The sequence below is a fragment of the Mycobacterium sp. pUA109 genome, assembly GCF_041287095.1.
Classification (GTDB): domain Bacteria; phylum Actinomycetota; class Actinomycetes; order Mycobacteriales; family Mycobacteriaceae; genus Mycobacterium.
In genome coordinates this window covers 335,171-354,141 of the sequence record NZ_JBGGKS010000002.1, presented here as the reverse complement: position 1 = coordinate 354,141, position 18,971 = coordinate 335,171, and the positions used below count along the sequence as shown (strand labels likewise).

20 protein-coding genes are annotated in these 18,971 nt (G+C 68.8%); 13 read left to right on the top strand and 7 right to left on the bottom strand.

The genetic code is table 11. The features are described 5' to 3' along the window. Positions 1–25: 25 nt before the first annotated feature. Positions 26–1,444: an acetate metabolism transcriptional regulator RamB gene (ramB, locus tag ACAG26_RS03910; protein ID WP_370479554.1), complete on the bottom strand. Its 1,419-nt coding sequence runs from the start codon at positions 1,442–1,444 to the stop codon at positions 26–28. Positions 1,445–1,577: 133 nt separating this feature from the next. Here ramB and ACAG26_RS03905 point away from each other — a divergent pair, with 133 nt between their 5' ends. The 4 genes from ACAG26_RS03905 (at position 1,578) to ACAG26_RS03890 (ending at position 5,983) form a co-directional block, all read left to right on the top strand. After that, positions 1,578–2,399: an acyl-ACP thioesterase domain-containing protein gene (locus tag ACAG26_RS03905; protein ID WP_370479551.1), complete on the top strand. Its 822-nt coding sequence runs from the start codon at positions 1,578–1,580 to the stop codon at positions 2,397–2,399. Between the two features lie 296 nt (positions 2,400–2,695). After that, positions 2,696–3,982 (top strand): isocitrate lyase, encoded by a 1,287-nt coding sequence (gene aceA / locus ACAG26_RS03900; RefSeq protein WP_071024778.1) that lies wholly within the window; start codon positions 2,696–2,698, stop codon positions 3,980–3,982. A gap of 175 nt (positions 3,983–4,157) precedes the next feature. Beyond that, complete coding sequence (locus tag ACAG26_RS03895; protein ID WP_370479547.1) at positions 4,158–5,012, top strand: 3-hydroxybutyryl-CoA dehydrogenase; 855 nt, start codon at positions 4,158–4,160, stop codon at positions 5,010–5,012. Positions 5,013–5,122: 110 nt separating this feature from the next. Continuing rightward, entirely contained in the window at positions 5,123–5,983 is an 861-nt protein-coding gene (locus tag ACAG26_RS03890; RefSeq protein ID WP_370479544.1) for a cyclopropane mycolic acid synthase family methyltransferase, read from the top strand. An 84-nt stretch (positions 5,984–6,067) separates the two neighbouring features. Here the strand turns inward: ACAG26_RS03890 and ACAG26_RS03885 are convergent, their stop codons facing one another. Next, entirely contained in the window at positions 6,068–6,763 is a 696-nt protein-coding gene (locus ACAG26_RS03885) for a TetR/AcrR family transcriptional regulator (protein ID WP_370479542.1), read from the bottom strand. A gap of 108 nt (positions 6,764–6,871) precedes the next feature. Between ACAG26_RS03885 and ACAG26_RS03880 the strand changes: the two genes are divergently transcribed. The 6 genes from ACAG26_RS03880 (at position 6,872) to deoC (ending at position 10,886) form a co-directional block, all read left to right on the top strand. Then, positions 6,872–8,257, top strand: a complete 1,386-nt coding sequence (locus ACAG26_RS03880) for a DUF445 domain-containing protein (protein WP_370479539.1) — start codon at positions 6,872–6,874, stop codon at positions 8,255–8,257. 88 nt (positions 8,258–8,345) lie between these two features. Further along, positions 8,346–8,738 (top strand): helix-turn-helix domain-containing protein, encoded by a 393-nt coding sequence (locus tag ACAG26_RS03875; RefSeq protein ID WP_071024790.1) that lies wholly within the window; start codon positions 8,346–8,348, stop codon positions 8,736–8,738. Between the two features lie 58 nt (positions 8,739–8,796). Then, positions 8,797–9,396, top strand: a complete 600-nt coding sequence (hbhA, locus tag ACAG26_RS03870) for a heparin-binding hemagglutinin HbhA (RefSeq protein WP_370479536.1) — start codon at positions 8,797–8,799, stop codon at positions 9,394–9,396. 86 nt (positions 9,397–9,482) lie between these two features. Beyond that, complete coding sequence (locus ACAG26_RS03865) at positions 9,483–9,758, top strand: DUF2516 family protein (RefSeq protein WP_370479648.1); 276 nt, start codon at positions 9,483–9,485, stop codon at positions 9,756–9,758. 4 nt (positions 9,759–9,762) lie between these two features. Beyond that, complete coding sequence (locus ACAG26_RS03860; protein ID WP_370479533.1) at positions 9,763–10,191, top strand: DUF2599 domain-containing protein; 429 nt, start codon at positions 9,763–9,765, stop codon at positions 10,189–10,191. Then, positions 10,191–10,886: a deoxyribose-phosphate aldolase gene (deoC, locus tag ACAG26_RS03855; protein ID WP_370479531.1), complete on the top strand. Its 696-nt coding sequence runs from the start codon at positions 10,191–10,193 to the stop codon at positions 10,884–10,886. The genes ACAG26_RS03860 and deoC overlap by 1 nt, the downstream gene beginning before the upstream one ends. Here the strand turns inward: deoC and ACAG26_RS03850 are convergent. The 4 genes from ACAG26_RS03850 to ACAG26_RS03835 form a co-directional block, all read right to left on the bottom strand. Beyond that, a complete protein-coding gene (locus tag ACAG26_RS03850) occupies positions 10,862–11,632 on the bottom strand; it encodes a DUF2993 domain-containing protein (RefSeq protein ID WP_370479529.1) in 771 nt (256 codons plus the stop codon). The two genes, deoC and ACAG26_RS03850, sit on opposite strands and share 25 nt — an antisense overlap. A gap of 51 nt (positions 11,633–11,683) precedes the next feature. After that, positions 11,684–12,739: an LmeA family phospholipid-binding protein gene (locus tag ACAG26_RS03845; RefSeq protein WP_370479527.1), complete on the bottom strand. Its 1,056-nt coding sequence runs from the start codon at positions 12,737–12,739 to the stop codon at positions 11,684–11,686. A gap of 22 nt (positions 12,740–12,761) precedes the next feature. After that, positions 12,762–13,559, bottom strand: coding sequence for a carbon-nitrogen hydrolase family protein (locus tag ACAG26_RS03840; protein WP_370479525.1), 798 nt, complete (start codon positions 13,557–13,559; stop codon positions 12,762–12,764). A 138-nt stretch (positions 13,560–13,697) separates the two neighbouring features. Then, entirely contained in the window at positions 13,698–14,204 is a 507-nt protein-coding gene (locus ACAG26_RS03835; RefSeq protein WP_370479523.1) for a DUF2505 domain-containing protein, read from the bottom strand. A 26-nt stretch (positions 14,205–14,230) separates the two neighbouring features. On the opposite strand from ACAG26_RS03835, the gene ACAG26_RS03830 reads away from it, so the two are divergent. Further along, positions 14,231–15,295, top strand: a complete 1,065-nt coding sequence (locus tag ACAG26_RS03830; protein WP_370479521.1) for a UDP-N-acetylmuramate dehydrogenase — start codon at positions 14,231–14,233, stop codon at positions 15,293–15,295. Between the two features lie 108 nt (positions 15,296–15,403). After that, positions 15,404–16,672 carry an Ig-like domain-containing protein gene (locus tag ACAG26_RS03825; protein WP_370479645.1) on the top strand — a complete coding sequence of 423 codons (1,269 nt, stop codon included), beginning with the start codon at positions 15,404–15,406 and terminating at the stop codon, positions 16,670–16,672. On the opposite strand, the gene ACAG26_RS03820 is transcribed toward ACAG26_RS03825, so the two are convergent. After that, on the bottom strand, positions 16,650–17,396 hold the full coding sequence (locus ACAG26_RS03820; protein ID WP_370479518.1) for an SDR family NAD(P)-dependent oxidoreductase: 747 nt from the start codon (positions 17,394–17,396) through the stop codon (positions 16,650–16,652). The two genes, ACAG26_RS03825 and ACAG26_RS03820, sit on opposite strands and share 23 nt — an antisense overlap. 269 nt (positions 17,397–17,665) lie before the next feature. Between ACAG26_RS03820 and ACAG26_RS03815 the strand changes: the two genes are divergently transcribed. Beyond that, entirely contained in the window at positions 17,666–18,964 is a 1,299-nt protein-coding gene (locus tag ACAG26_RS03815; RefSeq protein ID WP_370479516.1) for an ROK family protein, read from the top strand. Positions 18,965–18,971: the final 7 nt, after the last annotated feature.

Here is an 18,971-nt window from a genome sequence, read left to right as displayed (position 1 = left end):
TTCTGTTCTGTTCGGGGCGGACCGGTCAGGGCTGTTGCTTCACCAGGTAGGGCGAGACGGTGCTGCGGTGTTCGTCCAGATCAAGGCTGCGGCCCAGGGCCGGGAACGCGCGCTGCGGGCAGTTGTCCCGTTCGCAGACCCGGCAGCCCACCCCGATCGGGGCCGCGTTGTCCCCGGACAGGTCCAGGCCCTCCGAGTACACCAGGCGGTGGGCGTGGCGCAGTTCGCAACCCAGCCCGATCGCGAAGGTCTTACCGGGTTGCCCGTACCGGGACGCCCGGCGTTCGACGGTGCGCGCCACCCACATGTAGTTGCGCCCGTCGGGCATCTGCGCGATCTGCACCAGGATCTTGGCCGGGTTGGAAAACGTCTCATACACGTTCCACAACGGGCAGGTGCCGCCGGATGAGGAGAAGTGAAACCCGGTGGCGGACTGGCGTTTCGACATGTTGCCGGCCCGGTCCACCCGGACGAAGGAGAACGGCACCCCACGCATGGACGGCCGCTGCAGGGTGGACAGCCGGTGCCCGATGGTCTCGTAGCTGACCCGGTAGAACGCCGAGAGCCGCTCGATGTCGTAGCGGAAATTTTCGGCGCTGTCGTGAAACTGCCGATACGGCAGCACGGTGGCGGCGGCGAAGTAGTTGGCCAGGCCGAGTCGGGCCAGCTTGCGCGACTCCTCGCTGGTGAACTTGCCGTCGGTCACCATGGCGTCGATCAGGTCGCCGAATTCCAGGTAGGCCAGCTCGGCGGCCATCTTGAACACCCGCTGCCCCCAGGACAGGTGGTTGGAAATGTCCAGCGTCTTGGCCTGCGGGTCGTAGCGGTGCAGCACCGTCTCGCCCAGATCGATGCGGCGGTTGATGTGCACCCCGTGCACCTCGGAGAGCCGGTTGGCCAGCTCGACGGCCAGCTCGCCGCGGTGCATCCGCATCCGCACGGTGAGATCCTCGGCCGCGGTGTCGAGTTCGTGCAGGTAGTTCTGCCGCTGATAGAAGTAGTCGCGCACCTCCTCGTGCGGCATGGTGATCGCCCCGGAGCCGCTGCCGTCGGAGAACCGCTCCTCGGTGGCGGCGGCCAGTTGCGCGGTGGTGATCCGGTAGCGCCGATGCAGATTGACCATCGCCCGGGCCAGCTGCGGATGCGCGCTGACCATCTCGGCCACCTCGGGCAGGTCGACGTCGATCTCGAGGTCGCGGTCCATGGTCACCTCGCGCAGCTCGGCGACCAGCCGGGTGTCGTCCTGGGAGGCGAAAAACGTCGCGTCCACCCCGAACACCTCGGTGATCCGCAGCAACACGGCCACCGTCAGCGGCCGGACGTCGTGCTCGATCTGGTTGAGATAACTCGGCGAGATCTCCAGCATCTGGGCCAGCGCGGCCTGGCTGAATCCGCGTTCGCTGCGCAGCTGACGCACCCGGGAGCCAACGAACGTCTTGGACACCTGCGCCAGCCTACCCGGCTGCGAAGGTGCACTTCGCATTATTGGCAGCTCCGGTGGGGTCGGCGCGCTGGTTGGCGGCGTCGCGAACCGGCTGGCATGATCACCCTGGGCGGGGGACAGGGGAGAACACCGCATGGCGAGCGATAATTCAGCACCGACCACCGGCTTGGGCAAGGTCTTAATGCCCGTGCCGGACCCGCATCCCGATGTCTTCGACCGGGAATGGCCGATGCGGGTCGCCGACATCGACCGCGAGGGCCGGCTGCGGTTCGACGGCGCCGCCCGGCACATCCAGGACATCGGCCAAGACCAGCTGCGCGAGATGGGCTTCGAGGAGACCCACCCGTTGTGGATCGTCCGGCGCACCATGATCGACCTGATCCGTCCGATCGAATTCCAGGACATGCTGCGGGTGCGCCGGTGGTGTTCGGGCACGTCGAATCGGTGGTGCGAGATGCGGGTGCGCATCGACGGCCGCAAGGGCGGCCTGGTCGAATCCGAGGGGTTCTGGATCAACATCAACCGCGAGACGCAGGGCCCGGCCCGCATCTCCGAGGACTTTTTGGCCGGCCTGCACCGCACCACCAATGTGGACCGGCTGCGCTGGAAGGCCTACCTGAAGTCGGGGGATCGGGACGACGCCGCCGAAATCCACGAATACCCGGTCCGGTTCACCGACATCGACCTGTTCGACCACATGAACAACTCGGTGTACTGGAGCGTCGTGGAGGACTATCTGTCCGGCTACCCGGAGTTGCTGCGGGCCCCGCTGCGGGTCACCATCGAACACGATTCACCGGTCGCGCTGGGCGACAAGCTGGAGATCATCTCGCATGTCCACCCCGCCGGATCGACCGACAAATTCGGACCTGACCTGGTCGATCGCACTGTTAGAACGCTCACATACGTCGTCGGCGAAGAGACCAAAGCCGTCGCCGCGATCTTCCCGCTGTAACACGTTCTAGTCGGCACCGCGTCGTCCGCCGACAGGGCGGTTTACCAGCGCAAATTTGTTACTAGCCGGTAGCTTTTGCCGATCGCGCCGTGCCCGGAGCACTAGTCACATTCTTAACAATCTTCGCAAATTGTGGCCGCGTCGTTGCGAAAATTGGCAATTGAAACGGGTGGACCTGCATCGATGGGCTGTGCCATGGTCGGCTTAGCACAGCAGCCAAGCCGGCGAGGTGTTAACAAACCCGGAAACCCCGTTGGGCGGGGCTCGACGAGGAAAAACCGTAAGGAGTCCATCCGATGTCTACCGTTGGCACGCCGAAGAGCGCGGAGCAGATCCAGCACGACTGGGACCACAACCCGCGGTGGAAGGGCGTCACCCGCACCTACACCCCGGCCGACGTGGTGGCGCTGCAGGGGCACGTCGTCGAGGAGAACACCCTGGCCCGTCGCGGCGCCGAGGTGCTCTGGGAGCAGCTGCACGACATGGACTACGTCAACGCGCTGGGCGCGCTGACCGGCAACATGGCCGTGCAGCAGGTCCGCGCCGGCCTGAAGGCCATCTACCTGTCCGGGTGGCAGGTCGCCGGCGACGCCAACCTGTCCGGCCACACCTACCCCGACCAGAGCCTGTACCCGGCCAACTCGGTGCCGAACGTGGTGCGCCGGATCAACAACGCGCTGCTGCGTGCCGACCAGATCGCCAAGATCGAGGGCGACACCTCGGTGGCCAACTGGCTGGCCCCGATCGTGGCCGACGGTGAGGCGGGCTTCGGTGGCGCGCTCAACGTGTTCGAGCTGCAGAAGGCGATGATCGCCGCCGGTGTCGCCGGCTCGCACTGGGAGGACCAGCTGGCCTCGGAGAAGAAGTGCGGCCACCTGGGCGGCAAGGTGCTGATCCCGACCCAGCAGCACATCCGCACCCTGACCTCGGCCCGGCTGGCCGCCGACGTGTGCGACGTCCCGACCGTGGTGATCGCCCGCACCGACGCCGAGGCCGCCACCTTGATCACCTCCGACGTCGACGAGCGGGACCAGCCGTTCATCACCGGTGACCGGACCAAGGAGGGCTTCTTCCGGGTGCGCAACGGCATCGAGCCGTGCATCGCGCGGGCCAAGGCCTACGCGCCGTTCGCCGACCTGATCTGGATGGAGACCGGCACCCCCGACCTGGAGCTGGCCCGCCAGTTCGCCGAGGCGGTCAAGGCCGAGTACCCCGACCAGATGCTGGCCTACAACTGCTCGCCGTCGTTCAACTGGAAGAAGCACCTCGACGACGCGACCATCGCCAAGTTCCAGAACGAGCTGGGCGCGATGGGCTTCAAGTTCCAGTTCATCACGCTGGCCGGCTTCCACGCGCTGAACTACTCGATGTTCGATTTGGCCTACGGCTACGCCCGCAACCAGATGAGCGCCTACGTCGAGCTGCAGGAGCGCGAGTTCGCCGCCGAGGAGCGCGGCTACACCGCCACCAAGCACCAGCGCGAGGTGGGTGCCGGCTACTTCGACCGGATCGCCACCACGGTGGACCCGACCTCGTCGACCACCGCGCTGGCCGGCTCCACCGAAGAGGGCCAGTTCCACTGAGCCTTTGGCGCCGAGCGTGTCACTGTTGCGTAATTTCGGCCGATTTTTCGCAGTGAGTGCACGTTCGGTGCCGGCCACCACGTGAGTTGACAGCGCAGGCCCCGCCCGGCGATGTTGGGCGGGGCCTGTTGCGGTGTGTGCGGCCATAAAGACTGGAAAGCCGGGAAGGAACATTGTGTCGATCGAACGAGTAGGCGTCGTCGGGGCCGGGCAGATGGGGGCGGGCATCGCCGAGGTGGCGGCCCGCGCCGGTGTCGACGTGAAGGTCTTTGAGACCACCGACGCCTTGGTCACCGCCGGACGCAACCGCATCACCAAGTCGCTGGACCGCGGCGTCAGCGCGGGCAAGATCACCGAGCGGGAACGCGACGCGGCGCTGGGGCAGCTGGCCTTCAGCACCGACCTCAACGACTTCGCCGACCGGCAGCTCGTCATCGAGGCGGTCATCGAGGACGAGAGCGTCAAGGCCGGGCTGTTCGCCGAACTGGACCGGGTCATCACCAACCCCGATGCGGTGCTGGCGTCCAACACCTCCAGCATCCCGATCATGAAGATCGCCGCGGCCACCAAGAACCCGGGTCGGGTGCTGGGCCTGCACTTCTTCAACCCGGTGCCGGTGCTGCCGCTGGTTGAACTGGTCAGCACCCTGGTCACCGACGAGGCCGCCGCCGCGCGCACCGAGGAGTTCGCCAGCGCGGTGCTGGGCAAACAGGTGGTGCGCTGCTCGGACCGGTCCGGCTTCGTGGTGAACGCGTTACTGGTGCCCTATCTGCTCTCGGCGATCCGGATGGTCGAGGGCGGGTTTGCCACCGTCGAAGACGTCGACAAGGCGGTGGTTGCTGGCCTGTCGCATCCGATGGGGCCGCTGCGGCTGTCCGATCTGGTCGGCCTGGACACGCTGAAGTTGATCGCGGACAAGATGTACGAGGAGTTCAAAGAACCCCACTTCGGTGCGCCACCACTGTTGCTGCGCATGGTCGAGGCCGGTTTGCTGGGCAAGAAGTCCGGCCAGGGTTTCTACAGCTACTAATCAGGGTTATTCGTCGTCACCGACACAGCGCTACCCGCCGTCATGGATCCCAGGTAGTGCAGGTAGGCTGCACGACGTCCGAACGAACGAGAGTTGGGTAGCGGTTTCGAATGCCTGAGCTAACACCGTACTACGAAGAATCGCAGTCGATCTACGATATTTCAGACGAGTTCTTCGCATTGTTCCTGGACCCGACGATGGCGTACACGTGCGCTTACTTCGAGCGCGACGACATGACCCTCGAAGAGGCGCAAAACGCCAAATTCGACCTGGCGTTGGGAAAGCTCAACCTTGAGCCCGGGATGACGCTGCTGGACATCGGCTGCGGCTGGGGTGGCGCGATGCAGCGCGCGATCGAGAAGTACGACGTGAACGTGATCGGTATCACGCTGAGCCGCAACCAGTCCGAGTACAGCCGCAAGCGGCTGGCCAGCGTGCCCACCGAACGCCACGTCGAGGTGCGGTTGCAGGGCTGGGAGGAGTTCACCGACAAGGTGGACCGGATCGTCACGATCGGGGCGTTCGAGGCGTTCAAGGCCGAGCGCTACCCGGTGTTTTTCGAGCGTGCCTACGACATTTTGCCGTCCGACGGCCGGATGCTGCTGCACACGATCTTGACCTACCCGATTCAGGGTTTCCGTGAGCAGGGCATCGAAGTGACGATGAGCGACATTCGGTTCATGAAGTTCATCGGCGAGGAGATCTTCCCGGGCGGTCAGCTGCCATGCGTGGAAGACATCGAAGAGCTGGCCAAGAACTCCGGATTCGACCTGCAGCGCATCCACTTGCTGCGCCCCCACTACGCGAAGACCTTGGACATTTGGGCGACCAACCTGGAAGCCAACAAGGAACGCGCCATCGCCGTGCAGTCCCAAGAGGTCTACGACCGCTACATGCACTACCTGACCGGCTGCGCGAACTTCTTCCGCAAGGGCATCAGCAACGTCGGCCAGTTCACCCTGGTCAAATAGGTCGGCGCGCGCCGTCGAGCGTGCATGTAGGGCGGGATTTCCGACGAAATCCCGCCCTACATGCACGTTCGGTGCACCGCCCGGCTACAACAGCGGCGGGATCGGTGACGGGTGGGGCTGGGCGTTGAAGTTTTCCAACGACCCGCCCACTTCGACGATCCCGCACAGCGAGCTCCAGCTCAGCATCGTCAGGTAGTCGATCAGCTCATCGGAGCTCATCCGCGGGTGCGACATCCAGGAGTGGGTGGCCAACTGCACCCCGCCGACGATCAGGAACGCCCACGGCTCGACGCCGCGGGTGTCCATCCCGGCTTCGGCCGCCCGGCGACGCAGCATCACCGCGAGCATGCGGGCAATGATTTGCTCGCTGTCGGCGATCACTTTGCTTTTGCTGGCCGAGTTGTTGGCCATCACGAACCGGTACGGTTCCGGCTCGGCGGCCACGGTCTCCACGTACACCCGGATGATCTCCCGGGTCAGGTCAAACCCGTCCAGGTGCGACGACAGCGCCGCGGCCATATTGGGGATCAGCGTGGTTTGCGCGAACCGCATCATCACCGCGGTGGTCAGGTCGTTCTTGTCGACGAAGTACCGGTACAACACGGTCTTCGACACGCCGATCTCCGCGGCAATCTCGTCCATGCTGACGTTGCTGCCGCGGCGTCGGATCGCCTCCAGCGTGCCCTCGACCAACTCGGTGCGTCGCTCCATCTTGTGCTGGCGCCAACGCCGCTTCCGACCATCGATCTTTACGGTCCCGACCGGGGTCTGTTCTGCCACTATTGCGGATTCCCATTCACTAGACCCTCTCGATACTACGGCCTGTCGGGACCCGTTCTGCGGCACCGTCCCGGTGCCCGGGTGGGTCGAGTCACAGTAACTGGGCCCATGTTGGTTGCTGTGGTAGCGGATGATGGTTGGGTGGCACAACTACCGAACTCGGCGGGGGGCCGGCACCGGTCGGCGGCGCCGCCGGCGCGCCGGCGGGCGACGTCGTTCGCCGAAAGCTTCGCCGGCGCCGACCCGGTGGCCGACGCCGAGCGGCGCCGCGGCCTGCGCCGGATGAAGGTGGTGGCGCTGAGCTTCCTGCTCGGGGCCACCGCGGTGTTCCTCGGCTGCCGCTGGGCGCAGTCCGGCGGCACCGCGGCCGCCTGGGTGGGCTATGTGGGCGCCGCCGCCGAAGCCGGCATGGTGGGTGCGTTGGCGGACTGGTTCGCCGTCACCGCGCTGTTCAAACATCCGCTGGGCATCCCGATCCCGCACACCGCGATCATCAAGCGCAAGAAGGATCAGCTCGGTGAGGGCCTGGGCGCCTTCGTGCGGGAGAACTTCTTGTCGGCGTCGGTGGTGGAGACCAAGCTGCGCGACGCGCAGGTGCCCGGCCGGCTGGGCAAGTGGTTGTCGGAGCGCGCGCACGCCGAACGGGTGGCCGCCGAGACCGCCACGGTGCTGCGGGTGGGTGTGGAACTGCTGCGCGACGAGGACGTGCAGCACGTGATCGACCGGATGATCGTGCGGCGCATCGCCGAGCCGCGGTGGGGCCCGCCGGTGGGCCGGGTGCTGGCCAGCCTGCTCGCCGAACACCGCCAGGAGGCGCTGATCCAGCTGCTGGCCGACCGCGCCTTCCACTGGTCGCTGAACGCCGGTGAGGTCATCCAGCGGGTGGTGGAGCACGACTCGCCGAGCTGGTCGCCACGGTTCATCGACCATTTGGTCGGCGACCGCATCCACCGCGAGCTGATGGACTTCACCGACAAGGTGCGCCGCAACCCCGACCACGACCTGCGCCGCAGCGCCACCCGGTTCCTGTTCGAGTTCGCCGACGACCTGCAGCACGACGAGGCCACCATCGCCCGCGCCGAGGCGGTCAAAGAGCAGCTGATGGCGCGCGACGAGGTAACCAACGCCGCCGCGGCGGCGTGGAAGACCCTCAAGCGGCTGGTGCTCGACGGTGTCGACGACCCGTCCAGTGCGCTGCGCACCCGCATCACCGACACCGTGATCCGGATCGGGGAGGCGCTGCGCGACGACGCCGACCTGCGCGACAAGGTCGACGACTGGCTGGTGCGGGCCGCCCAGCACCTGGTCTCCCAGTACGGCGTGGAGATCACCGCGATCATCACCGAGACGATCGAGCGGTGGGACGCCCAGGAGGCCAGCCGACGCATCGAACTCCACGTTGGCCGGGATCTGCAATTCATCCGCATCAACGGCACCGTGGTGGGCGCGTTGGCCGGGCTGGTGATCTACACCGTCGCGCAACTAGCATTCTGACCTGCGCTAACAACTGCTTGCAAAAGTTAGCACGAGGTTGTAGCGTGGTGCGCGTCAACACCGGCGATCCGACGCAAGGAGTTTGCCAATGCCGCAGGACGAAAAGCTTGCCGCAGTGGTGTCCACCGCCGCGTCGGATATCGGCAGCTTCATCAGGGCGCAGCGTGAGGCGGCCCAAGTGTCGGTGCGACAACTGGCCGATAAGGCTGGTGTGAGCAATCCGTACCTCAGCCAGATCGAGCGCGGATTGCGCAAACCGTCTGCCGATGTGCTCAACCAGATCGCCAAGGCGCTCCGGGTGTCCGCCGAAGTGCTCTACGTCCGGGCCGGGATCCTCGAGCCCAGCGAGAAGAGCGAGGTCCGGGACGCGATCATCGCCGACACGGTGATCACCGAGCGGCAGAAGCAGGTTCTGCTCGATATCTACACCTCGTTTGTGCAACAAAACGACGCTGCCCGTGAGGAGCCCACGCCTGCTTGAGTTCCTGTAGCCCACACCAGACATCCGTTCCCAACATTCATTCGTGAAAGGAAACACCATGGCCGAGAACCCGACCATCGACGACCTGAAGGCCCCGCTGCTCGCCGCGCTGGGTGCCGCCGACCTGGCCCTGGCCACGGTCAACGACCTGCTGGCCGAGCTGCGGGAGCGCGCCGAAGAGGCCCGCACCGACACCCGCAGCCGGGTCGAGTCCCGCCGCGCCCGGCTGAACAAGCTGCAGGAGGACCTGCCCGAGCAGTTCGCCGAGCTGCGCGAGAAGTTCACCGCCGACGAGCTGCGCAAGGCGGCCGAGGGCTACGTCGAGGCCGCGACCACCCGGTACAACGAGCTGGTCGAGCGGGGCGAGGCCGCGCTGGAGCGGCTGCGCAGCCAGTCGAGCATCGAGGACGCCTCGGCGCGCGCCGAGGGCTACGTCGAGCAGGCCGTGGAGCTGACCCAGGATGCGCTGGGCACCGTCGCGTCGCAGACCCGCGCGGTCGGCGAGCGCGCCGCCAAGCTGGTCGGCATCGAGCTGCCCGGCAAGAAGGACGCCCCGGCCGCCAAGAAGGCCCCGGCCAAGAAGGCTCCGGCGAAGAAGGCCGCCGCCAAGAAGGCCCCGGCCAAGAAGGCGCCGGCCAAGAAGGTCACCCAGAAGTAGTTCTGCGACCGGCGGGGTCCGGCTGTCCGGGGGGCAGCCGGACCCCGTCGTCGTTTGTGCGGTCCCGCTACGCTTACAGGGTGATGCTGCAAGCTGTGCCGGGGACCGTCATGTTGATATTGCAGATCGCCGTGTTGGTGACGACGGTGTATGCGTTCGTGCACGCGGCGATCCAGCGGCCCGACGCCTACACCGCCGCCGGCAAACTGACCAAGCCCGCCTGGCTGGGCATCCTGGGGGTCAGCGTGCTGCTGACGTGGTTGCTGCAGATTCTCGGCGTGGTGATCGCCGCCTGCGCGGCCGGGATCTACCTCGTCGACGTCCGGCCGAAAATTCTGGAGATTCAGGGGAAGTCGCACTAGGCCGATGCGGGCTCGGATGACCGCCCCGGTGCTCCTGGCCGCGGCGTTGCTGGCCGCCGCCCCCGCCGCGGCCGATGAGAGTCCGACCCAGGACCCGACGCCGTATGCCCCGCCGTTCGTCGCCCGCACCGAATGGGTGCAGTGGGCCGGTAAGCCCAGCCTGCGGGTGTACCCGACCGCGGCCGGGCGGGCCGCGGCCGGCGACGTCGGCACCGGCGCGCAGGCCGACGAGGCGTGGACCGAGGTCGTGAGGCTGGCCCCGGACGCCGACAGCCCCGGCATGCGGGCGCAGTTCCTCTGCCATTGGCAGTGGGCCGAGTTCGCCGAACCGGGCAAGACCAGTTGGAATCTGGAGCCGTGGCGACCGGTGGTCGACGACGGCACCATGTTGGCCGCCGGCTGCAACCCCGGCGGCGCCGAGGAGCCGTTCTGATGCCACCCACCCGCGATCAGGTCGCCGCCGTCGTCGACCACACCCTGCTCAAACCCGAGGCCACCGCCGCCGCGGTGGTCGCGCTGGTGGGGGAGGCCGCCGAGCTCGGCGTCGCCGCGGTGTGCGTGTCGCCGTCGATGGTGCCGGTCGCGGTGGCGGCCAACGCCACCGCGGTGCCGATCGCCGCGGTGGCCGGCTTCCCGTCCGGCAAACACCTGCCGGCGGTCAAGGCGCAGGAGGCGGCGCTGGCCGTGGCCGCCGGCGCCGCCGAGATCGACATGGTCATCGACGTCGGCGCCGCGGTGGCCAAGGACCTGGCCGCGGTGCGGGCCGACATCGCCGCGGTGCGCGCCGCGGTGCCGGCCGCCGTGCTCAAGGTGATCGTGGAATCCGCGGTGCTGCTGGATCGGGCCGGGGACGCGGTGCTGGCCGACGTGTGCCGCGCCGCCGCGGACGCCGGCGCCGACTTCGTGAAGACCTCCACCGGGTTTCACCCCGCGGGCGGGGCGTCGGTGCAGGCGGTGACGCTGATGGCGCAAACCGTCGGTGACCGACTCGGAGTCAAGGCCAGCGGCGGGATCCGCACCGCCGCCGACGCCGTCGCGATGCTGGAGGCCGGCGCCACCCGGTTAGGCCTGTCCGGCACCCGCGCGGTGCTCGACGGGCTGGATCAGAGCCCGCTGAAGCAGTCCTGACCCGACTGCGGCTGCGACGACGACGCCGGGATGGTGGCGTTGCTGCTGGAGAAGGTGGCCTGCACCCCGCTATCGGTCACCTTCACGTTGTCGGCGTGGATGCCCAGCGGGTAGTTCTTGGTGGCCTTCGAGGTCAGGTCGTCCAGGTGCTGCTGCACCGACTGGGTGGACTTGTCGGAGCCCAGCGCCTTGAGCTGGACCACCTGCAGCGACAGCCCGTTGTCCACGATCTGCGGTTTGACGGTGGCGCTGTCCAGCAGGCCCTTGAGCTTGATGGTGCCGTCGCTGGGGTTGGTTTCCACGCTGCTGGTCACCAGGTCGCCGAGCACCGGGATGGTGTCCTGGATCGACTGTTTGATGCCGTCCGCCGACCAGGTGATGGTGCCGTTCAGCGCGCCGATGGTGCCCTTGGAGTCCCCGGAGCGGTTCACTTCGATGTTCTGGAGGTCCAGGTCGACGGTCATGCCCTTGGCGTCGCGCACCTGGTTGCCGGCGGTGTGCACCGAGATGTTGGTGTAGTGCCCGGTGAGGTACTGCCACAGCACCGGCGGTGTGGAACTGAACGACACCTTCGCGGTGTCTTGGACCTCGCACTGCACCGCGTCGGTGATCAGGCTGGCCGCGTGGTGCCGGGCGTAGACCTCGGTGCCGACCAGCCCGACGACCACCACCGCCAACGCGATCGCCACGATCAACACGATGGACTCCGGGCCGCGGATCAAACCGCGCTTCTGGGGTGTGGTCATCCGCGTGATTCTGCCCGATCAACCTGAACCGTCACTGAAGGGCTCCGTCGCTTAGAGGTTGGCAAAGCACGGGTTTTGACCGTGCGACGGGATGCTGGCGTTGCGGGACGAGAACTTCGCGATCACACCGGTATCGGTGATCTGCACGCTGTCCGGGTGCACACCCAGCGGATATTTGCTGGTCAACTTATTGGTGAACATGTCCAGCTCGGGCTGGATGTTTTCCGTCGCCAACGCCCCCGCGAAGCTGGCCAACCCCGTCAGCTTGACCAGCTGCAGCGACAGCTGGTTGTTCTGCACCTGGGGTTTGACGATGACACCGCCCAACGTGCTCTTCAGTTCGACGGTGCCGTCGTCGGGGTGGGTGGTGACGCTGTCCACCATCTTGCCCAACAGCGGAACCATGTTTTGGATGGTCTGCTCGATGCCGTTGGCCGACCAGGTCAGGGTGGCGTCCAGCGCGCCGATGGTGCCGCCGGAGTCGCCGGTGTCGTGCAACCGGACGTCGGAGATGCTCAGCTCGGCCGTCATCTCCTTGGCGTCCTTGAGCTGGTTGCCGGCGGTCTTGATGGAGATGTTGGTGTAGTGGCCGGTGATGTGCTGCCACAGGAACGGCGGCGACACCCCGAACGACGCCTTGGCCTTGTCTTCCACCTCGCACTCGGTGGCCTTGGTGATCTTGTCGTCGGCGATGTGCCGGGCGTACAGCTCGGCGCCGATCAGGCCGGCGACCACCAACGCCAGCGTGGTGACGAACACCAAAAAGATCGACAGCGGATCGCGCAGGAAGCCGAACAGGTTGCGCTTGGGTGGGGTCGGCGGCGCCGAGAAATCCATCGTCGTCGTCTGGCCGGTCGGTGGCTCCACCGGCAGGTCCTGCGTGGTGATCGGCGGCGGGCCGGGGATCCGACTGGTGGGGGGTTCGTGGGCGTCCCGGCCCACGTTCATCTGCCGGGTCGGGGACTCCGACGGCCGGCTGGACGACGGGCGCGGTTCCGGACCGGACGGCGGCTGCGGGTCCGGCGCGGGCCGCTTCGGCATCGGGGCGGTCGGGCGGGCCCAGGGCGAATGATCGCCGCCGTGCGGAGGTCCTGGTGGGTTGCTCACGTGCGCGATTCTGCCTTATCGGTTAATTGATGCGAACGAAGTCTGCGCGGTTACGCAGCACCGCGAGGGTGTCACGGGCGGCGACGACGGCGTCGACCTCCAGGTCGGCGACCACGAGCTCCGGCCCGGCGCCGGCGGCGGCCACCACCTCACCCCACGGGGAGGCGACCAGGCTGCCGCCAACCCCGGTCGGCGCTTTGGAGGCCAGGGCGCGACCCGGATCGGCCTGCCCGGCCGCGGCGATGTAGCTGGTGGAGTCCAGCGCGCGGGCGCGGGCCAGCAGCGTCCACTGCTCCAGCTTGCCCGGCCCGGACCCCCACGACGCGCACACCGTGATCAGCTGCGCGCCGCGGCGGGCCAACTCGGTGTAGAGCTCCGGGAACCGGATGTCGTAGCAGGTGCTCAACCCGACCCCGATGCCGTCGACGGTGATCACCACCGGCTGCGCACCCGGCGCCACCGTGCGGGATTCGGTGAAGCCGAACGCGTCGTAGAGGTGGATCTTGTCGTAGTGGGCGTCGGTGCCCGGACCGGTCGCGATCAGCGTGTTGGCGACCCGGCCGTCCGTCGCCGGGGTGAACATCCCGGCGACCACCGTGACGCCGGCCTCCGCGGCGATGCGCCGCACCCCGTCGGCCCACCGCCCGTCGGTGGGTTCGGCGATCGGTGTGAGCGGAACCCCGAACCGGCACATGGTGGCCTCCGGGAACACCACCAGCGCCGCGCCGGCCTCGACGGCCCGGCCCGTGTACTCGCGCACCAGCTCCAGGTTGGCCGCCGGGTCGGTGCCGCTGAGGATCTGCGCCAATGCGATCCGCATGCCCGCCACCCTACGAGGTCGCCGGGGGCGGTGCGCGCCGCGCGTCATTTGCGCGAGATTGCGTTCAGGTAGGAAAAGTTCGAGTGCGGACCTGCAGGGTTGCACTTTCGGCGCAGTTGGGCGGTCGGGGTCGGGGCCCTAACCGGCGTCGGCCACCCACCGCGTGGTGAACCGCTGCTCGGCGGTCATCAGCTCGGACAGCTTGGTGCCGATGATGCTCTCAATCTTGCCGCCCACCAATGGGATATCGACGTGGACCGTCGCGGTGAACGTCAACCGGCAGCCGGTCTCGGTGGGCGCCAGCTCCGCCTCACCCGACAGCGACACCGGCGCCGCCAGCACCTTGCCGGTGACCTGGGCGGACGCCTTGCCGCCGCGGACCGGGCTCCACGTTTCGCTGCGGACCACCTCCAGGTCGCCGCGGTGAAACTGGGTGGCCAGCGCCGGCAGCCGCTCCCGGTACAGGGCCTGCGTGGTGGTCACCGCGACCTGCCCGTCGGGCTCCACGGTCATCGAGTCCAGCGTCGCGGTGTCGGCCCCGGAATCGGCCAGCCGGGCCAGCCAATACGCCTCGTCGCAAAACGCCGCATGCACCTGTTCAACGCTGGCGTGGTATTCGGCCGACAAGTCGAATGAACGCGGCATAGCAGGTCAGGCTACCGTTACGGCCCGTGGTGGGAACACTGTTCGCCGGTGCGCGCGTCGCGGACGCGGTGCCGTTGGCGCCGTTGACCACGCTGCGGGTCGGTCCGGTGGCGCGGCGGGTGATTACCTGCACCAACGCCGACCAGGTGGTCGCCACGCTGGGCCACCTCGACGCCCACGCCGACGGCCCGGTGCTGGTGCTGGCGGGCGGCTCCAACGTGGTGATCGCCGACGACCTGACCGATCTGACCGTGGTGCGGCTGGCCGCCGACCGCATCCACATCGACGGCGTCGCGCTGCGGGTGGAGGCCGGCGCGGTGTGGGACGACGTGGTGGCCGCGACGATCGAGCGCGGTCTGGGCGGGCTGGAGTGCCTGTCCGGGATTCCCGGCTCGGCGGGCGCCACCCCGGTGCAAAACGTCGGCGCCTACGGCGTCGAGGTGGCCGACACCCTGACCCGGGTGCGGCTGCTGGACCGGCGCAGCGGTGCGGTGCGCTGGGTGCCCGCCGCCGAGCTGGGCTTCGGGTACCGCACCAGTGTGCTGAAACACTCCGCGGACGCCGTGGTGCTCGAGGTGGAGTTCGCGTTGGACGCGACGGGGGCCAGCGCGCCGCTGCGCTACGACGAGCTGACCGCCGCGCTGGGCGCCACCGGCGGGGACCGCGCCGACCCGGCGGCGGTGCGGGCCGCGGTGCTGGCGCTGCGCACCCGCAAGGGCATGGTGCTCGACCCCGCCGACCACGACACCTGGAGTGCCGGCTCGTTTTTCACCAACCCGGTGGTGGCCCCGGGGGTGTATCACCGCCTGGCCGACAGCCTCGACACCCCCGTCCCGCACTATCCGGCGCCGGACGGGGTGAAGTTGGCCGCCGGCTGGCTGGTCGAGCGGGCCGGGTTCGGCAAAGGCTATCCGGACACCGACGGGGCGCCGTGCCGGCTGTCCACCAAGCACGCGCTGGCGCTGACCAACCGCGGCCGCGCCACCGCCGCCGACGTGTTGGCGTTGGCCCGCACCGTCCGCGACGGGGTCGCCGATGTGTTTGGCATCACCTTGACCCCCGAACCGGTGCTGGTCGGCTGCGTCCTGTAGCTGGCGAATTTCCGGGGTGGTCGTCGCTGCCCGGTATCTTGGTTGCTCGTGAGCACCGCCAGCGACCCGCAGCCGATCAACCGGCGTAAGGCGTTGGCGGCGCTGACGATGGGGATCGCGGCGCCCGGGCTGCTGGCCGCCTGCTCCAAGGAGTCGGGCAAACAATCCGAGGACAGCAGCGCCCCGGCGGCGCCCAGCCTGACCTTTGCGCCGCAAGACGCCGCCACCGACGTGTTGCCCACCGCGCCGATCAGCGTGGAAGTCCGCGACGGCTGGTTTCAGCGGGTCGCGTTGACCAACCCGGACGGCAAGGTGGTGGCCGGGACGCTCAACCGGGACCGCACCCGCTACACCGTCATCGAGCCGCTGGGCTACGGCGCGGCCTACACCTGGTCGGGGTCGGTGGTCGGCCACGACGGCAAGGCCGTCCCGGTGGCCGGCAAGTTCACCACGCTCACCCCCACCAAGGTCATCGACGGCGGGTTTCAGCTGGCCGACGGGCAGACCGTCGGCGTCGCCGCCCCGATCATCATCCAGTTCGACGCCCCCATCTCCGATAAGGCCGCCGTCGAGCGGGCGCTGACCGTCACCACCGACCCGCCGGTGGAGGGCAGCTGGGCGTGGCTGCCCGACGAGGCACAGGGCGCGCGGGTGCATTGGCGCACCCGCGAGTACTACCCGGCCGGCACCAAGGTCAACGTCGACGCCAAGCTGTACGGGCTGGCGTTCGGCGACGGCGCCTACGGCAAGCAGGACTTCAGCCTGAGCTTCGCGATCGGTCGCCGGCAGGTGGTCAAGGCCGAGGTCTCCTCACACCGCATCCAGGTCGTCACCGACGCCGGGGTGATCATGGACTTCCCGTGCAGCTACGGCGAGGGCGACCTGGCCCGCAACGTCACCCGCAACGGAATCCACGTGGTCAGCGAGAAATACGCCGACTTCTACATGTCCAACCCGGCGGCCGGCTACTCCAACATCCACGAGCGGTGGGCGGTGCGGATCTCCAACAACGGCGAGTTCATCCACGCCAACCCGGCCAGCGCCGGCGCCCAGGGCAACAGCAACGTCACCAACGGCTGCATCAACCTGTCCACCGGCGACGCCGAGCAGTACTACGCCAGCGCCATGTACGGCGACCCGGTGGAGGTGACCGGCAGCTCGATCGAGCTGTCCTACGCCGACGGCGACATCTGGGACTGGGCGGTGGACTGGGGCACCTGGGTGTCGATGTCGGCGCTGCCGCCCAAGGAGGGCACCAAACCGGCGCCGGAAACGAAAATCCCCAGCACCGCGCCGATCACCCCGACCAACGCGCCCACCCTGTCGGGCACCCCGACCACGACGTCGACGTCGCCTAGCGCCCGACCCGGCGGGTAGCGCTGGCCTGATCGCGGGGCCGGATGACGATCTGGTCCAGGTTGACGTGCGGGGGCCGGGACGCCACGAACCCGATCACCTCGGCGATGTCGGCGGCCACCAGCGGGGTCATCCCGGCGTAGACGGCGTCCGCGCGCTGCTGGTCGCCGCCAAACCGCACCAGGGAAAACTCCGTCTCCACCGCGCCCGGTGCAATCTCGGTGAGCCGCACCGGTTTTCCGAGCAGTTCGCCGCGCAGGGTGCGGTGCAGCGCGCCCTGGGCGTGTTTGGCGGCGGTGTAGCCGGCGCCGCCGTCGTACACCTCGAACGCCGCGATCGAGGTGATGGTGACGATCAGCCCGTCGCCGGAGGCCACCAGCTTGGGCAGCAGCGCCCGGGTCACCCGCAGCGTGCCCAGCACATTGGTCTCCCACATCCAGCGCCAATGCTCCAGGTCGGCCTGTTCGACCGGCTCCAGGCCCTTGGCGCCGCCGGCGTTGTTGACCAGCACATCGACCCGGCTCAGCCCGGCCGCCAACGCGTCGACGGCCGCGGCGTCGGTGACATCGGCCACCACGGCGGTGCCGCCGATCTCGTCGGCCAGCGCGGTGATCCGGTCCGCCCGGCGGGCCACCGCGACCACGTGAAAACCTTGCGCGGCAAGGGTTCTTGCGGTCGCTTCGCCGATTCCGGCGCTGGCGCCGGTGACCACGGCAATCTTTTCGTGCGCCTGCGATGTCGCCATCTGGCCAACCTTAAGGCGTGTCGGGCGTCACCGCGCTGCGTGCTGCCCGGCGGCCCGGCGCCGCGCCGCCGGGGCCCCCTTACGGCCCGCAATGTCGGCACGCTAAATTTCTCGGTGTGTATCGCAGTGCCGAGTTCTCGCTAACGGCCGCCTGTCCCATGGGCGGTGCGTGTTGTTGCGCACCCCGCCGCACCTGACTTAGCACCGTCCCGCTGAGTCGCCAGGTGTGGCCCGAGCCCACCGTCGGAACTCAGGACAAAGGACATCGCGTGCGCACCACCTCCCTCACCACCCACTCCCACACCGCCACCGTTCGTCGGGCCCGGTCCCACCCGCACGTCGTGGCGCCGTCGCTGCATTTGGCCGACGGGGCCGCGGCGTCGGTGTTCTGGGCCGCGCGGGTGCGCGGACCGATCGCCCGGGACGCCATCGCCGGCGCCACCTCGCTGTCCATCGCCACGGTGAACCGCCAGGTCACCGCGCTGCTGGACGCCGGGCTGCTGCGGGAACGCGCCGATTTGGCGGTGTCCGGCGCGATCGGCCGCCCCCGGGTGCCGGTCGAGGTCAACCACGAGCCATACCTGACGTTGGGCATCCACATCGGGGCGCGCACCACCAGCATCGTGGCCACCGACCTGCTGGGCCGCACCCTCGACGTCGTCGAAACCCCGACGCCCGGCGGCGGGCACGCGCCGGCGCTGGCGGCGCTGGCCGGCAGCGCACGCCGCTACCTGAGCCGCTGGCACCGCCGCCAGCCGCTGTGGGTGGGGGTGGCGATCGGCGGGGCGGTCGACGGCGCCACCGGCCACGTCGACCACGCCCGGCTGGGCTGGACGCAGGCGCCGGTGGGGCCGGTGCTGGCCGAGGCGCTGGGGCTGCCGGTGTCGGTGGCCTCCCACGTCGACGCCATGGCCGGCGCCGAGCTGCTGCTGGGGATGCGACGGCTCGCGCCCAGCCCGGCAACCAGCCTGTACGTCTACGCCCGCGAAACCGTCGGCTACGCGCTGGTGATCGGGGGGCGGGTGCACACCCCGGCCAGTGGGCCGGGCACCATCGCCGGGCTGCCCGCCTCCTCGGAGCTGCTGGGCGGGTCGGGGCAGCTGGAGTCCACCGTCAGCGACGAAGCCGTGCTGGCCGCCGCCCGCCGGCTGCGGATTTTGCCCGCCGGCGCCCGCGCGGGCGGCTCCGGGGCCGCCCTGACCGGGCTGCTGAAGGCGGCGCGCGGCGGCGATGAGCAGGCCGTCGGGCTGCTGGCGGAGCGGGCCCGGGTGCTCGGGGAAGCCGTCGCGCTGCTGCGTGACCTGCTCAACCCCGACGACCTGGTGGTCGGCGGGCAGGCGTTCACCGAATATCCGGAGGGCATGGCGCAGGTGGAGGCGGCGTTCACCGAGCGTGCGGTGCTGCCGCCGCGGGCCCTGCGGGTGACCGCGTTCGGCAACCGGGTGCAAGAGGCCGGGGCCGGCATCGTGTCGCTGGGCGGGCTGTACGCCGACCCGGTCGGCGGGATGCGCCGGGCCCGGGCCCGCCGGCCCGGGCTGGTCACCGAGGTTCCGGAGGCAAGCGCGTGACCTGCGC